Here is a 15,650-nt window from a genome sequence, read left to right on the forward strand (position 1 = left end):
TACACTTCATTGCGAATTGAAATTTAGGTCCACCGGAATATGTTACGTTCAATAGCGTTCTGTTAACTATGCAGCGTTCCTGAGAGGGAAGAAACCTTGGTTAGCAATTTTAATGTGATCTCTCATGCTTCCGAACGTGAAGATCTAAGCGAGTACGTCGCTCACCTCCAACTTCACATGGCGTTACAAGCTCGTAACTTAGTACCTGCTCTGACTAATACATCCGACAGTCGGCAGCAGCTGCTACACCAAACTCAAGCAGACTTTGAGAAGTTCGTCTCGCGCCAGTCCAGACTCATCAGTTTAGATTAATCTGGATTAGCCAGCGATTTCGCTAGATGAAATCAACCCGCAAGGGTATAAAATCAAACTTAATTAGCTATGCTTAATATCAACCTTGTCAAGTCAGAGCCTAAGCGCTCTGATTTTTTGTGCGTATGAGTTGAACGGGGCAGTCTAACAGGTCCGGCTGAACTTTGCTTTTCTATATAGTTCTATACAATAAGTTTGAACTCAGCTCCTGACTCCTGACTCCTGCTCCTAGCTTCCCACCCCTGCTGCAACCGGAGCTGGCTCATAGAGATACTCAAACCAATTGCCTTCCGGATCGCGCCCGTAGAAAGAAGCAGTGCCGTCACGGTGCTCATGGATCGAGGTGAGGTGGACATCTGCCGCCTTTAGCTGCTCATAAGCAATTTCAATTTCCGCCCGGTCGTGAAAAATAAAGCCAAAATGGGGACCTGCTTGCTTATACTGGGGACTCAACAGCGCCAAACCATCGTCGCCCGCTTTTAGGTAGGCCCAGTCCGCATCTTTCCAAACCAGCTCCATGCCCAAATTTTGATAAAACTGGGCGGCTCGATCGAGGTCTTGAACGCAAATGGCTACATGCCCGATTCGCTTAAGTTGCATACTGTTTCGAAACTCCCAAACATTGCTCTATCTAGCCTTATTTTAAACACAGCCTCCTGAAATCGCTGGAGCTGAAGCAGATGCGATTCACGGGAAACGGTTCACGGTAAGCTGAGGAATGATAATACATAAGGAATAGTTTATGAGTTGGTTGATCCCAGTCCGGCCCTTGGCATGGGCTATCGCTGTGTTAATTTGGCTTTGTAGTTGGAGCATTGCCCCCGCTGCCCTAGCCCTGATCCAAATTAAGCTGACCAATCTGTCCTATCACGAATGCCCGCCTGAGTTGGCAGAAGGAGCGATTACATCGGGTGGAACCAGCATGGCAGCTAATTGTTTTATTGTCACTGGCAAGGCAGAGAACTCTTCTGGCAAACCGATTATCAACGCCGACATCTACGGGCGGATCTACGACGCCAATGATAACCCGATCTTGCAAAACCGGACTCGCCTCGGCTCCATCGACGAGGTTCCTCCCGGCATTAGCGACTTCGAACTGAGGATTTCTGTACCGGCCAACCAGCCAACGCCTTTGAAGCTAAAGCAATTCAAAGCTTCTGGGTTTACCGGAGTAGTGCGGCGCTAGCACCGTAGGTGATTTTGTCTCTAGTTGGCCCTATTTGGCTTAGATTAATCGCTATTATCGCTATTTGTGCCTGGCTTATAAATAGAGCGCTATGACTGAATCTGAACTCGCCCAACTGGTTGACCTGATGGCTCAACTCCTGCAATTGCCAATCGATCCGGAGCACCGACCGGGCGTAATCGCCAATCTGGGCAGAACCGCCGAAATTGCTCAACTAGTGATGGAGTTTCCCTTGCCTGACGAGATAGAAGCAGCTCCTTTATTTGAGCCATAGCCCACAGCCTATTCCCCTATATCAACTTGGCCTAGCTCCATGAGATTCGATAGTAACTTCAATCGCGAATTAGCCGATGCGGTGGCTATTGCTGCCGCCGTTCGAGCCAAACAAGTGAGTGCAGAAACCGTCGTCAGAGCGTCTCTCGACCGCATCAGTGCCCTGGATTCGCGCCTCAATTGCTTTACTGACCTACTGACTGAGCAGGCCATCGCAGAAGCGCAGCAGATCGATCAGCAAATTGCTCAGGACGAAACAGTTGGAGCACTGGCAGGTGTGCCGTTTGCGGTCAAAAATCTGTTTGATGTGACCGGCCTCAAAACTCTAGCAGGTTCTAAAATCAATCAGTCCCATCCACCTGCTCAGCAGGATGCAACAGCAGTAGCGGCTCTGAAACGGGCTGGCGCTATCCTGGTGGGCACGCTAAACATGGACGAATACGCTTACGGCTTTGTCACTGAAAATAGTCACTACGGAGCTACCCACAATCCCCACGATCTGAGCCGCGTTGCGGGCGGTTCTTCGGGCGGTTCAGCCGCAGCTGTGGCCGCAGGCATGGTTCCGCTAACGCTAGGTTCCGATACGAATGGCTCAATCCGAGTTCCGGCAGCATTTTGCGGCATTTTTGGCTTGAAGCCCACCTATGGTAGATTATCGCGGGCTGGAGCCTATTTATTTGCTAGCAGCCTCGACCACGTAGGCCCGTTTGCTCGCTCGGTGCGGGATATTGCCCTCACGTTTGACCTGATGCAGGGGCATGACCCACGCGATCCGGTCTGTACATTTCGCCCGCCCGAACCCTGCTCACCTTGGCTGAATCGCGGGATTGAAGGGCTGCGAATTGCCGTTGCGGATGACTATTTTGCCAGAGGCGGAGATCCAGAGGTCTTTGCCGCTGTAGAGCTGGTAGCTAAGGCTTTGGGAGCCGATCGGCAGATCACGATTCCCCAAGCCCACCGGGCTAGAGCTGCCGCCTACGTAATTACCGCTAGTGAAGGCAGCAACCTGCATTTAGAAAGCCTCAAAACTCGCCCGCAGGATTTTGACCCGGCTACTCGCGATCGGTTTATTGCTGGGACAATGATTCCCAATACCTGGTACCTCCAGGCCCAGCGGTTCCGCCGTTGGTATCGCGATCAGGTGCGGCAGCTATTTCAGCAGGTGGATTTAATCCTTGCGCCGAGTACACCCTGCGTTGCGCCAAAAATTGGCCAGCAGACAATGACGCTAGATGGCGTAGAAGTGTTGGTACGGCCCAATCTGGGACTTTACACACAGCCCCTTTCCTTTATTGGTCTGCCGATTCTATCTGTGCCAATCCAGCGTCCCGGTGAGTTGCCTGTAGGCGTGCAGATTATTGCTGCGCCCTACAACGAAGCCCTAATCTTGCGAGCAGCCGCCTTGTTAGAAGCAGAGGGAATTGTAGCTGCTCCAGTGGCTACCCCTTTGACTTAATCCGCCAAGTTGCACCAATTGCGGCCCCTGCGCCAGCAAATAACCCCATTCCCATCCCTTCGAGCCGTTTCAGCGTTGGATTTTGCGTCAAACACTGGTGGGAGGGATTTTCTGCTGCCAGACATTGATTCATTTCAGCCTGACTAGCAGTCGCGCCGAACACGAGTCCGAACACGCTACATACGACGATCACGAGAGGAAGCTGATTTGTTTTTCTACCCATAGAAAGATGCGGAGCAAGAACCAGTTTGTCATTAGATACTCTTGCTGATTTTAGGGGAGAAGGACAGGCGTATTTTCTCGGATCTTGCAAAGATTTAGTGAAGCTAGTCCGACAGTATGCAGACAAACCGATTTTAGAATCGGCATCCTACAGCTCTTGAGCCAGCGTGCCAAGTACCGGCCAGAACCTCAGCCTCCAACCAAATTTATCCGCAAATCAAATGGAATCAAATCAAATGCAGCAGCGCCTCGATCAGGATTTGATTTTGCTCTTCGGTGCCAACCGTAATGCGCAGTTTGTCATCGAGTCCGAGCTGCTTGAAGTAGCGCACTAAAATACCCCGTTCTTTCAGGGCCAGATAGATGGCCTCGGCGTTTCCCTTCGGTGGTCTGGCTAATAAAAAATTAGTTTGGGAATCAGGCACCTGAAAGCCGAGCTGTTTCAGATCAACCGTTAACTGAGCGCGGCAGGCTTTCACCTGAGCAATGCACTGCTGCAAATAAGGCTGATCTCGCATTGCAGCTGCTCCTACTGCGCAGGCAATCGCGTCGATGTTGTAGCTGTCTTTCACCTTAAACAGACCGCTCAGCAGCTTGGGATTGGCAATCCCAAAACCCAACCGTAATCCCGCCAACGAATAGCCCTTTGACAAGGTGCGGCTGATCATCACATTCTCGAATTCCTGCACCAGCGGCAGGGCGGTAGAGTCGGCAAAATCCACATAGGCTTCGTCGATTAGCAGCACACCCGTGAGCTGGGAGGCCAACTGGCGCAACTCCTGATTGGACACCACATGCCCCGACGGACTGTTGGGCGAGGCAATGAAGGTCACGGCTCCGTTGGCGGCAACTAATTCGTCAATCGGCAGCCGATTGTTTTCGCCATAGGGCACTTCCACCACTTCGGCGGGCTGCATTTCTGCCAGCGTCCGGTACAGCACATAGGTCGGCGTCGGATACACCACCTTGCGCTGCTGCTCGGCACAGGACCGCACGATCACATTCAGAATTTCGTCGCTGCCGTTGCCGGCCATAATCCAATCCATCGGCACCTGCAACACTTCGCTAATCGCCTGTCGGAACTCGTTGGCAAACGGATTGGGATAGCGCCGCAGCCATTCGCCATCGAAATTGCGCAGCACATCCATTGCAGCCGGCGAAGGCGGATAGGGATTTTCATTGGTATTGAGTTTAATAATGCGGGTGCCGGGCTTGGGTTGCTCACCGGGCACGTAACCGGCCATCGCGTCGATGTTGGGACGGAAGTAGCTGCTCATGGAATTGCTAAAAGAATGACAAAAAGGGATGACAGAAGCGAACCTTCTTATCTTAGAACAGCACTACTCGTCTCTTGTCAGCCCCTCCCCTCGATTCACTTCAATTCCAACCAGAATCGAAAACAGAGGATCAACAAAATTTCTGTAGAGCATCAAATAGCCAGGTAACAATACCCAGAACAGCAGGAGGATAAAGGGCAGCACGAGAACGAGCCTGTAGTCTGTTTGACAGAAAGTCTCTAGACAACTAAATTAATTTTCTTTTTAAACTACGGTTTATTGATAGACTTTTCGGTGTATCTTGATTTGAGAGCCAGTTCAACCACAAGCACTCCGTAGAAACCACTTAACCCTCAATTCTTAGGACATATCCATGAGAAGACGTTCTGTACTCCATGCCGCGTTATTTGCAGTCGGGCTTTGGATAGCTGCCTGCACACAAGCCCAGCAGTCGGGACAAGGGGGGCAAGACCAAGCTGCTGAAACCCAAACGGCAACGCAAGCCGCTCAATCGCCTGCTGCCGTGGAGCTAACCCTTGTTTCCTATGGCGTAGCCAAGCCGCTGTACTCCAAAATCATTCCGGCATTTCAAGCAGAATGGCAGGAAAAGACCGGCCAGCAAGTGACATTTAAGGAATCCTATGGCGCTTCAGGTGCCCAAACGAGAGCCATTCTCGGCGGGTTGGCAGCAGATGTGCTGGCTCAAAACTTGCAAAGCAATCTGGATCCGCTAGTTGAAAAAGGATTTGTGAATGGAAATTGGGCTGAGCGCTTACCCAACCAGGCATCGCCTGCCAGTACGGTGATGGTGTTAGTAACCCGGCCTGGAAATCCCAAACAAATCCGCGATTGGCAAGATCTAGCCAAAGATGGAGTGTCGATCGTGGCGATCAATCCCCAAACCTCAGGGAATGCTCGATGGGGCATTCTGGCCGGTTATGGAGCAGTGCTAAAAGACGAAGGCGAACAGGCTGCTAACGCTTATCTGAATGGCTTTGCCAAAAATATTAAAACTCTAGTGAGTAGTGGACGAGAAGCTACAGATGCATTTGTGAAGAACAAGATTGGTGATGTGCTGGTTACATTCGAAAATGAAATCATCTTCACCAACGACGCGATTCCTGATGATTATCCTTATGTGGTGCCAAGCCGCAATATTCGGGTTGATTTTCCGGTTGCTGTAGTCGATAAGATCGTTGATCAGCGCGGCACCCGTGAGGTAGCAGCAGCCTTTACCGAATTTCTGTTTACTCCCAAAGCCCAGGCCATTTTTGCCCAAGCTGGATACCGGCCAATCGATCAGCAAGCCTATGCCCAAAAATCTAGCCAGTATCAACCAGTAGACAAGCTGTATACAATTGCTGACTTTGGCGGCTGGCAAACGGTGAACAAAAAACTTTTTGCGGACGGTGGCTTATTTGATGCGGCTCAAGCGGCCCGTAGCCAGTAATGATGACAATTCGTGTTTCAACCCCTCGACATGCAGGTCGGGTGTTATTTGTCGGACTAGTGCTGACCTACCTCAGCTTTATCTTACTGTTACCGTTGGGGGTGATCTTCTTAGAAGCTTCTAAGCGTCCTTGGTCCGAGCTATGGCAGGTGATAACGGCTCCGGTTGCCCTAAAGACCTATCAACTTTCTTTTACGGCGGCTCTGCTGGCAGCCACTATCAATAGTGTGTTTGGTGTGATTCTCGCCTGGATTTTGGTGCGCTATGACTTTCCCGGCAAACGTTTTGCCGATGGCCTGATCGATTTACCGTTTGCGATGCCAGCCGTGGTAGCGGGCATCGCCCTTGTCTCACTCTATGGTCCCGATGGTGCTGTGGGTCGATATCTCAATCCTGGAACCGTCCTGGGAGATGGTTTACAGCAGTTGGGAATTGATTCGGTGAATCTAACTTCATCGGTGATTGGCGTTGTGTTTGCCAAGGTTTTTGTCACCCTTCCCTTCGTTGTGCGGGCCGTGCAGCCGGTTTTGCTGGAAATCGAGCCGGAGGTAGAAGAGGCAGCTCAGCTCTTGGGAGCCAGCGACCGACAAGTATTCTGGCGCGTTATCTTGCCACAACTACGGCCTGCAATTTTGACGGGCTTTTCCTTGGCCTTTGCGCGAGCTGTGGGCGAGTACGGCGTCGTGGTGCTGATCTCTGGCAACATTCCCTACGAAACGATGATTAGCTCGGTCTACATCTATCGCCGCCTAGAAGAATATGACTATGCCGGAGCAACGGCAGTTGCCATTGTGCTGCTGGTTGTTTCCCTGGTTGTTCTCGTTTGTACTAATTTGCTGCAATGGTGGAGTCGTCGCTATGCTGCTTAGGTTTCAGTTCAAGTTCATGCTTCGGTTCCAGCAGCTACCCTGGGAGCGGTATTTACTCATCGGATTGGGGTTATCATTTCTGATGGTTGTGGTGCTCTTGCCGCTGCTGATCGTTTTTTATCAAGCGTTTGCTAGCGGTATCGCTGCCTATTGGCAGGGAATTACAACGCCTGAAGCCCAACATGCGATTGCGGTAACGTTCATCATTGCCCTGCTCACCATTCCACTCAATACCGCCTTTGGAATTGCTATCGCCTGGATCTTGGCTCGTTATCAATTTCCGGGCAAAGTGGCGCTATTGGGGTTGCTAGATTTGCCGCTCGCTGTTTCGCCGGTGGTTGTGGGGTTGATGTTTATTCTGCTTTATAGTCCCACGGTTGGCTTGTTTGCCCATTGGGTAACAGCCTTTAACCTGAAAGTCATTTTTGCGTTACCCGGCATGGTGCTTACAACGTTGTTTATCACGTTGCCATTTGTGGCACGAGAAGTGTTGCCGGTTTTGCAGAACATGGGACTGGAAGAAGAGGAAGCCGCACAAACACTCGGTGCCAATGCTTGGCAGACCTTTTGGCGTGTTACCTTTCCGACCATTCGCTGGGCGCTGCTTTATGGCGTGATTCTGTGCACCTCCAGAGCAATTGGTGAATTTGGAGCCGTCTCGGTGATTTCTGGAAAATTAATTTTAGAAACCAACACGCTGACGTTACACATCGAACAAGTCTACACCGAATATCAAACGGTTGCGGCCTTTGCCTGCGCTTCGCTGTTGGCCCTTCTAGCACTGCTTACGTTAGCGGCTCAGGCATTATTGCAGATGATTGATCATCCCCGCTCTCTTTTGCCGGCTCAGGCATTGACACCCAAAAAATAAGCTAAAGGAATCGAACAATGGACCACAGCCTCAATGATTTAAATGATTTAGGAGAATATGTACATCCGCAGGGGTATCTGGAATATGTACGTAGCCTGCCGTTTTTAGGGCAACTTCACTGTTCGACTCAGAGGATTGAAGCCGGAAGTTGGCAGGAAATTTTGCTGGATTATCAGGTAGGCGCGTCTGGAATTGCTGATGGAGCCTGGATCAAAGTCACCTTCAAATTTTATTCCGACTGGGGACTGTTTCAAACCGAAGACCCGACTGCGGCCAACTATCTCTCTGCTGAATATCAGGCGCGGCCAACGCTGCCCGGTGAAAGTCCTGCTACGGTGCAATCGCTCAAGCTGCGGTTTGATCAAAAAGGGCATGAACGTCCTTTTCAGAAGGCAATTATTATCGATATCGTAGATGGCTACCTCAAACCCGGCGATCATATCCTGATTCGCTTGGGCGACCGTCGTGCTGGTGGACCTGGAACCCGCGTTCAGACCTTTGTAGAACAGGGCTTCCGCTTTCGGGCCTATATCGATCCGGTCGGGACTTCTCGCTTTGCCGAAATACCAGGCGATGTGGTGCTAGATATCGTGCCGGGAACTGCCGCAAAACTGGTGATTACTAGCCCGCGCTTGGTTAGAACCGGGACGGCTTTCCCACTGCGCGTTCGAGTCGAGGATCGGTGGGGCAATACTTGCTGGGGTCTAGGCGGCCAGTTGCAGCTAACCCGCCGAGATAGAACGGGTGTGCTCACTCAGCAGCAACTCTCTCTACCGGAGCAGGGCTGGGCCGTCGCCAGAACCGATGTGATTTTAGAAGCAACAGCAGAAATGCTGTTTCAAGCCAACCTCCTGGGAACAGAATTACAGAGTGATTTAACCCCTGTCACGGCAGAACCAGACCTAGCCTGTCCGCGTGCCTTCTTCGCTGATCTGCATGTCCACTCTAACAATACCGTTGGCACCAACAGCACCGAATATAACTTCACCTATGGGCGAGATGTGGCTGGCTTAGACATCCTAGGCTACACCGCCAATGACTTTAACATTACGAAAGAACGGTGGCAGGAGGATGTCAACCAATGTCGAACCATCACGCAAGAAGGCGAGTTTCTCTGCTATCCCGGAACTGAATGGTGTGGTAACTCCGCAGCGGGAGGCGATCGCAATGTAATTTTTTTAGGCGATGAGGTGCTGTTTCCCTACGATCGGCAGGGTCGGCATGTGCGGTCGTTTGAGTGGAATGAAGAGATGCAAGGGAACGCGCTGCTGCCAGGAGCATGGCCGGTGGATCGGCTGTTTGCCGCCTACATTCACGACCCAACCCAGCATTTGCTGATTCCCCATGTAGGTGGACGGCGGGCCATTCTAGATTGGCACCATCCTCGCTTAGAGCGGTTGGTTGAGATTGGCTCCGCCTGGGGACATTTCCCTTGGTTTTATCAAGATGCGATTCGCCGGGGTTATAAGGTTGGTGTTTCTGCCAACGGCGATGAGCATCGAGGCCGCTGTGGAGGTGGAGTACCAGGAACCGCCGTCTTTGGGGTCAAGGGGGGACTGACTGGTGTAATTGCATCCTCCCTAACGAAAGCAGCGATTAATCAGGCGCTGCGGTCTCGGCATACCTGGGCCACGACGGGCGACCGTTTGGTGGGGTTGCTTTGGTCAGGTGCCCAGATTCAAGGTGATGAGTTTACTGCATCAGAGCCAGTTGAAGTGCACTATCGCTTTCTAGGAACAACTGGCTGGGATGAGATTGTGGCCTACACTGATGCAGGAGTGCTATGGCGGCGTAACCTTCAGGCCGAGGCGGGTTATTCACCCCATAAAATTCGTCTCCGCTGGGGTGGGGCGCGGATTCAGGACCGCTATCGTTGGGCCGAGTGGCGGGGCGTTTTGGAATATGCCAATACGCTGGTACACAGTTATCAAGCCTATGGCCTGGAACACCCTGAGGAGTATGTGAGGCGAGCGGATCCCTTAAGCTTAGAGTTTCGTTCTGAGACCTACGGTGATGCGGATGCGATCGAGTTGGAGTTGTCTGATCTGGCCCACGCCCGCTTTCGGCTGCATGGGCAAATCGGTAGCTACACCAAAGTGGGTAGCCCACTCCAGCCCAATCCATACATTCATTGCCCGGAGTTTACTTGGGAATTTACTGGTCAGGAGCTGCTAAAGCACCATCATTTGCGCCGAGATCTGGGCGGAGCCGAGTTATTTCTTGCCGTAGACCAAATTAGTCAGCAGGAAATGCCGCGTGATATCAAAGGTTGCTTTGTGGTCGAGCCGCAGTCCAGTCCTCATGGTTTTGTGCCGGTCTATCTGTTTGGGCGACAGGTGGATGACTCGAAAGTGTGGACCAGCCCACTGTTTATTGAATTTGATGCGTGACGAACGGCGGCAAGCATTCGTTATTTAATATTACGAACCATCACAAAAAATCACGAAGTCTTACCTATTTTTTTCTCTGTTGATCACTGAATCCTATAGACCCAAGTTGGAACGCTGCTCTTTAGATTTATCTTTAGATTTAACAGTTATGAAGCGGCAAACTTGCTGATATAAATTTTCATAAAACAGCGCGTCGATTCAGATTATCAACAGGTTAATCTTAATTTATTGCGGCAAGATTCGATGAATTGATCAGAGTTTAATTAAGCCATTGATCAAGTTGAGTCAGCGCTCCTTCAATTGCTGAGCAACTCCTTTTATTGATCAAACTTGATTGAAACTTGATTAAAATCCGATCAAAATCTTAAGTCCATTAGCTACTCGCATTCCTTCCGGCAATTGGCATCTGTCCACCTCTACAAAATTTATTGCTTTAACCTTTTCATTCCGCGTTGAGCCGATCAGCGCACCCTTGCTAATTGCCCTTTTTTGATGCCGAACCTTTCGCCTCGTCTGCTGAGGATTTGCAGTCAATCAGCTAGTTAAGCCAGTTAGAAATTACGGGAACTAACGGGTTCGCTAGCTAATGAACTGTCGAGTTTTGCTGCAAGCTTTTGTTAATGAACATCAGCAAAACAAGTGAGTGGTCCTATGAATGAAAAAGTTTTATCCGGCTCACGAAATGTGGCGATTGTGGGTCCCTATCTGAGCGGCAAAACGACGGTGCTGGAAAGCATTTTATCGGTCACAGGAGCGATTACCCGCAAGGGCAAAGTGACGGATAAGAATACGGTCGGAGATGCCTCGCCAGAAGCCCGCGATCGCCAAATGAGTGTTGAAGTCAATGCCGCTAGTACCGAGTATGGCGGCATTTGTTTTACGTTTTTAGACTGTCCCGGTTCGGTCGAATTTGCCCAAGAAACCTATCATGCGCTGATGGGCGTCGATGCGGCTATCGTCGTTTGTGAGCCGGACTGTAATCGCGTTTTAACCTTGGCTCCCCTGTTTCAATTTTTGGACGATTGGGAAATTCCCCATCTGGTTTTCATCAACAAAATGGACCGCTGCCACGACTCGTTTGCGGACATTTTGCAGGCGTTAAAAGCCGTTTCTAGCCGTCCGCTCGTGCCGCATCACTATCCGATCGGACAAGGCGAGAACATCCGTGGCTTTATTGATCTGATCAGCGAACAAGCCTATCAGTACCATCCTGGTGCTCCTGCGGACCCCATTCCTCTGCCGGACGAATTGAGAGCTGTAGAACAGGCTACCCGCACTGAGATGCTGGAAACCCTGGCCGATTTTGACGATCACCTGCTGGAAGAACTGCTGGAAGACATCAATCCATCGCAAGACGAAATTCTGCAAGACCTGAAGATGGAGCTAGGCGCAGACCTGATTGTTCCAGTAATGATTGGGATTGCGGATCAGGATTTTGGCATCCGTCCACTGCTGGAAGCCCTAGTGCGAGAAGCACCCGAACCCACGGTCATGGCTGAGCGTCGCGGTATGTCGAGCGACCGCTCTACCCCGATTGCCCAGGTGCTGAAAACCTATTCCACGTCCCAGGGCGGTAAGTTGTCGCTGGTGCGCGTTTGGCAAGGCACCCTCACCGATGGCATCGTGCTGAATGGCGTTCGGACGGGTGGTGTCTATCGTCTCATGGGCCAGCAGCAGATCGCCCTCACCCAGGCCGGAGCAGGCTCGATTGTGGCGTTGGGTCGGATGGAAGGCATCAAGACCGGAGACACCCTCAGCACCGAGTCAGTGAAGTCCTTACCGAAAGCCGAGCGCCTGGAACCCGTCTATGCCCTGGCCATTACCCCCGAAAAGCGGGGCGATGAAGTGAAGCTGAGTAGTGCCCTCAACAAGCTGCTCGACGAAGACCCGTCTCTAGTTTGGGAGCAGCACGGCGACACCCACGAGATTATCCTCTGGGGCCAGGGTGAAATCCATTTACAGGTGGCCCTGGATCGCTTGCGCCGCAAGTACAGTCTGCCCATGACAACCCATCTGCCGCAGGTGCCCTACAAGGAAACAATTCGCCGATCTGCCAACTCCATCCACGGACGCTACAAGCGCCAATCCGGTGGGCATGGCCAGTTTGGGGATGTGTACCTGGATATTAAGCCAATGCCGCGCGGCACTGGGTTCAGTTTCAACGAAACCATCGTGGGTGGTGTGGTGCCGAAACAGTACATTCCTGGCGTGGAAATGGGCGTGCGGGAATATCTTACCCACGGGCCGCTTGGGTTTCCTGTCGTAGATGTGGCCGTCACGCTCACAAATGGCTCTTACCACACCGTAGACAGCTCCGAGCAAGCCTTCAAACAAGCTGCTCGTCTGGCCATGCAGGAAGGCATGGCCAAATGCGAACCCAGCCTGCTGGAACCGATCCTGGCGATCACGATCTCCGTGCCCAACGAATTTACCGCCAACGTGCTGCGCCTGATCAACGGCCATCGCGGGCAGGTGCTGGGCTACGAAGCCAAACCTAACTGGCGCGGCTGGGACGAAGTGCATGCCCACCTCCCTCAAGCTGAAATGCACACCCTGATCGTAGAGCTGCGTTCTCTGACCATGGGGGTCGGCACCTTCCGCTGGCAGTTTGACCATCTGCAAGAAGTCCCGGATAAGGTGGCTGAGCGGGTGTTAGCGAAGACTGGCAACGGGAATGGCAATGGGAGCTGAGTAGGTAGGAGATAGGAGTCAGGAGTCGGGAATCGGGAATTAAAGTCAGGCGTCTAAACTGCTCACACTCCTGGTACCCATTCACGATTGGATTGCCGCTCATTTAAAAGCATTCCACCAAAGGATTGGTCAAACTCCTAATCTCCTATCTCCTGACTCCTACAAAAACCTACAAAAAAAGGGGCTAAAACGGCCCCTTAACTATTGTCGAATTCTCTCAAAACTCGATTACACCGGAACGGCTTCAGGAGCCGCCAGCGCCAGGATATGGTAACAGGAAGGCGTTTCTTGTCCTAATACTTCGTTGATCCGCTGGCGAATTTGGATATGCAGGGCTTGGATTGAGTCGTCAAAGTTGTGCTTCACATGCAGAACTGCCGTTTGCTTGTGAAAATCTTTGCCGTAGTAAGCCACAAAATAGGTGTAGCGGTTCGCGTTCGGTGCATCCAAAACAAAATCTTTCATTGATCCGTATCTCCCAATTAAACGGCGGGCTATGGGGGTTCTCTGGGGTGTGAAGCTTTCGGTCAGGTTTGGGTCAAGAACAGCCAGGCTCTATAAACACAGATACCGTAGCGAGTTCGAGGTTTCCGGGTAAATCAGTTACAACTGTGCAACTTCGCTCTGTAGCTGCCTTGAGGGTAAATGAAGAAGCTGATCGGCTCCACAGTATTTTTACTCTAGTGATAAAGATGTAGCGATCGATAGTCCGTAAAACCTAGGAACGTTACATCCTTAGACAGTGTAGACGAAATTGGATGGCTTACTCATTTATTTTCTCGATAGTTCTGATCAGTTGGCATCGCTCCATCAGGTGAACTATTCGGATCAATCCTGAGTGATAAACTATGATTCACTGATCTATCAGTGATCGATCTTGGTAGATCGATCTACCAATGATCCACCAAAGGTGAGGCCAAGGTCAGCGTTCAAGCGGGTTGGGTGTAGCGCATGATTTTTCCAGATTTTGCTCAGTTTTCGCAATTAGCGCAGCAGGGAAACTTTGTCCCGGTCTATCAGGAGTGGGTGGCCGACCTGGATACGCCGGTTTCAGCCTGGTACAAAGTCTGTGCCGGACAACCCTACAGCTTTTTGCTGGAGTCAGTCGAGGGCGGTGAAACGGTCGGCCGCTATAGTTTTGTGGGTTGCGATCCGCTCTGGGTTCTGGAAGCCCGCGGTAACCAAACCACGCAGACCTATCGCGATGGCTCGGTGCAGGTGTTTGAAGGCGATCCATTTACCACTCTGGCGGCCTGTTTGGAACCCTTCCGCCCGGTCAAATTATCCCAACTGCCACCCGGCATTGGTGGCCTCTTCGGCTTTTGGGGCTACGAGCTGATTCACTGGATCGAACCGCGAGTTCCCATCTACACGGCTGAACCGACCGATCTGCCCGATGGCCTCTGGATGCAGATTGACCATCTGATGATCTTCGACCAAGTCAAGCGCAAGATCTGGGCAATTGCCTATGCCGACCTGCGCCACCCCAACACTGACCTAGAGCAAGCCTATCAGCAAGCCTGCCATAAGGTGAGCCAGATGGTGGCTAAACTTCAGCTTCCCTTGACTGGCAAAGACACGATTCTGGAATGGACGCCGCCCCAAACGACCCAGCGCCAGAACGGTTCTAAATTTTCCTACAGCAGCAACGTCACCCAGGAGCAATTCTGCGCCAACGTCGAAAAAGCCAAAGCCCACATCCGCGCTGGCGATATTTTTCAGGTGGTGATTTCCCAGCGGCTCTCGACCCAGTATGCTGGCGATCCGTTTGCCCTGTACCGTTCGCTGCGATTGATCAACCCTTCGCCCTACATGGCCTATTTCCATTTTCAAGACTGGCAGATTATCGGCTCTAGTCCTGAAGTAATGGTGAAGGCAGAGCGCACTGACGCCAACAAGCCCCTCCTCGCCACCCTGCGTCCGATTGCCGGCACCCGCCCCCGTGGTAAAACCCCCAAAGACGATGCGGCTCTAGCAGAAGACTTGCTGCAAGACCCAAAGGAAATTGCCGAGCATGTGATGCTGGTCGATTTGGGCCGCAACGATCTGGGCCGGGTCTGCGCCAGCGGCACAGTGAGGGTCGATGAGCTGATGGTGATCGAGCGCTATTCCCATGTCATGCATATCGTCAGTAATGTGATTGGCGAATTGGCTCCTGGCAAAACCGCCTGGGACTTACTCAAAGCCTGTTTTCCAGCCGGAACCGTCAGCGGTGCGCCCAAAATTCGGGCGATGGAGATTATCCACGACTTAGAACCCTGCCGCCGAGGGGTGTATTCTGGCGTCTATGGGTACTACGACTTTGAAGGTCAGTTGAACACCGCCATCGCAATTCGCACTATGGTTGTGCGCAGCCAGCCCAATGGCAGCCACTTAGTCAGTGTCCAAGCCGGAGCTGGATTAGTGGCGGACTCTCAGCCGGAGCGGGAGTACGAAGAAACTCTCAACAAGGCTAGAGGAATGCTAGAGGCGATCCGCTGTTTACAGTAAGCAAGTCAACCTATATGATTTGAAGACTCTCGCAGTAAATGCTCTCATAGTGCCAATCAGACGTTAGCATCACTAGATCACCTCTCTTTTTTGTCCAATTCTGCTGACTTGCTAGAGGACTGCATAACAGACCCTACTTCGCATTCGACTCATCTTCCTAATT

General features: G+C 51.7%; 14 protein-coding genes. 10 read left to right on the forward strand and 4 right to left on the reverse strand.

Annotated elements, in window-relative coordinates; translation table 11 throughout:
• The first annotated feature begins 96 nt into the window (after positions 1–96).
• Positions 97–312 carry a hypothetical protein gene (locus HJG54_RS22540; RefSeq protein ID WP_316431500.1) on the forward strand — a complete coding sequence of 72 codons (216 nt, stop codon included), beginning with the start codon at positions 97–99 and terminating at the stop codon, positions 310–312.
• Between the two features lie 228 nt (positions 313–540).
• Here the strand turns inward: HJG54_RS22540 and HJG54_RS22545 are convergent, their stop codons facing one another.
• Positions 541–912, reverse strand: coding sequence for a VOC family protein (locus HJG54_RS22545; protein WP_316431501.1), 372 nt, complete (start codon positions 910–912; stop codon positions 541–543).
• A 142-nt stretch (positions 913–1,054) separates the two neighbouring features.
• Between HJG54_RS22545 and HJG54_RS22550 the strand changes: the two genes are divergently transcribed.
• The 3 genes from HJG54_RS22550 to HJG54_RS22560 all read left to right on the forward strand — a co-directional run bounded on the left by HJG54_RS22550 (position 1,055) and on the right by HJG54_RS22560 (position 3,227).
• Positions 1,055–1,498, forward strand: a complete 444-nt coding sequence (locus HJG54_RS22550; RefSeq protein ID WP_316431502.1) for an FxLYD domain-containing protein — start codon at positions 1,055–1,057, stop codon at positions 1,496–1,498.
• A 91-nt stretch (positions 1,499–1,589) separates the two neighbouring features.
• Positions 1,590–1,772: a DUF4089 domain-containing protein gene (locus tag HJG54_RS22555; RefSeq protein ID WP_316431503.1), complete on the forward strand. Its 183-nt coding sequence runs from the start codon at positions 1,590–1,592 to the stop codon at positions 1,770–1,772.
• A gap of 39 nt (positions 1,773–1,811) precedes the next feature.
• Entirely contained in the window at positions 1,812–3,227 is a 1,416-nt protein-coding gene (locus HJG54_RS22560) for an AtzE family amidohydrolase (protein ID WP_316431504.1), read from the forward strand.
• Here HJG54_RS22560 and HJG54_RS22565 read toward each other — a convergent pair.
• Both HJG54_RS22565 and hisC read right to left on the reverse strand, forming a co-directional pair.
• Entirely contained in the window at positions 3,211–3,450 is a 240-nt protein-coding gene (locus HJG54_RS22565) for a hypothetical protein (protein WP_035998738.1), read from the reverse strand. The two genes, HJG54_RS22560 and HJG54_RS22565, sit on opposite strands and share 17 nt — an antisense overlap.
• Before the next feature lie 226 nt (positions 3,451–3,676).
• A complete protein-coding gene (hisC, locus tag HJG54_RS22570) occupies positions 3,677–4,726 on the reverse strand; it encodes a histidinol-phosphate transaminase (RefSeq protein WP_316431505.1) in 1,050 nt (349 codons plus the stop codon).
• 373 nt (positions 4,727–5,099) lie between these two features.
• On the opposite strand from hisC, the gene HJG54_RS22575 reads away from it, so the two are divergent.
• The 5 genes from HJG54_RS22575 to HJG54_RS22595 all read left to right on the forward strand — a co-directional run bounded on the left by HJG54_RS22575 (position 5,100) and on the right by HJG54_RS22595 (position 12,997).
• The gene (locus tag HJG54_RS22575; protein WP_316431506.1) at positions 5,100–6,176 is read left to right on the forward strand and encodes a sulfate ABC transporter substrate-binding protein; all 1,077 of its coding nucleotides are present in this window, start codon (positions 5,100–5,102) and stop codon (positions 6,174–6,176) included.
• Positions 6,176–7,045 (forward strand): sulfate ABC transporter permease subunit CysT, encoded by an 870-nt coding sequence (gene cysT, locus HJG54_RS22580; RefSeq protein WP_316431507.1) that lies wholly within the window; start codon positions 6,176–6,178, stop codon positions 7,043–7,045. Before HJG54_RS22575 ends, cysT begins: the two co-directional genes overlap by 1 nt.
• Positions 7,035–7,916, forward strand: coding sequence for a sulfate ABC transporter permease subunit CysW (gene cysW / locus HJG54_RS22585; protein WP_316431508.1), 882 nt, complete (start codon positions 7,035–7,037; stop codon positions 7,914–7,916). The genes cysT and cysW overlap by 11 nt, the downstream gene beginning before the upstream one ends.
• A gap of 17 nt (positions 7,917–7,933) precedes the next feature.
• The gene (locus HJG54_RS22590) at positions 7,934–10,306 is read left to right on the forward strand and encodes a DUF3604 domain-containing protein (RefSeq protein WP_316431509.1); all 2,373 of its coding nucleotides are present in this window, start codon (positions 7,934–7,936) and stop codon (positions 10,304–10,306) included.
• A 651-nt stretch (positions 10,307–10,957) separates the two neighbouring features.
• Positions 10,958–12,997: an elongation factor G gene (locus tag HJG54_RS22595; protein ID WP_316431510.1), complete on the forward strand. Its 2,040-nt coding sequence runs from the start codon at positions 10,958–10,960 to the stop codon at positions 12,995–12,997.
• Positions 12,998–13,225: 228 nt separating this feature from the next.
• On the opposite strand, the gene HJG54_RS22600 is transcribed toward HJG54_RS22595, so the two are convergent.
• Positions 13,226–13,462, reverse strand: a complete 237-nt coding sequence (locus HJG54_RS22600) for a hypothetical protein (RefSeq protein ID WP_035998744.1) — start codon at positions 13,460–13,462, stop codon at positions 13,226–13,228.
• A gap of 486 nt (positions 13,463–13,948) precedes the next feature.
• On the opposite strand from HJG54_RS22600, the gene trpE reads away from it, so the two are divergent.
• Positions 13,949–15,487 carry an anthranilate synthase component I gene (trpE, locus tag HJG54_RS22605; RefSeq protein ID WP_316431511.1) on the forward strand — a complete coding sequence of 513 codons (1,539 nt, stop codon included), beginning with the start codon at positions 13,949–13,951 and terminating at the stop codon, positions 15,485–15,487.
• The last annotated feature ends 163 nt before the right edge of the window (positions 15,488–15,650 follow it).

It is taken from the genome of Leptolyngbya sp. NK1-12 (genome assembly GCF_032598965.1).
In the GTDB taxonomy this organism is placed as follows: Bacteria; Cyanobacteriota; Cyanobacteriia; order Elainellales; family Elainellaceae; genus Elainella.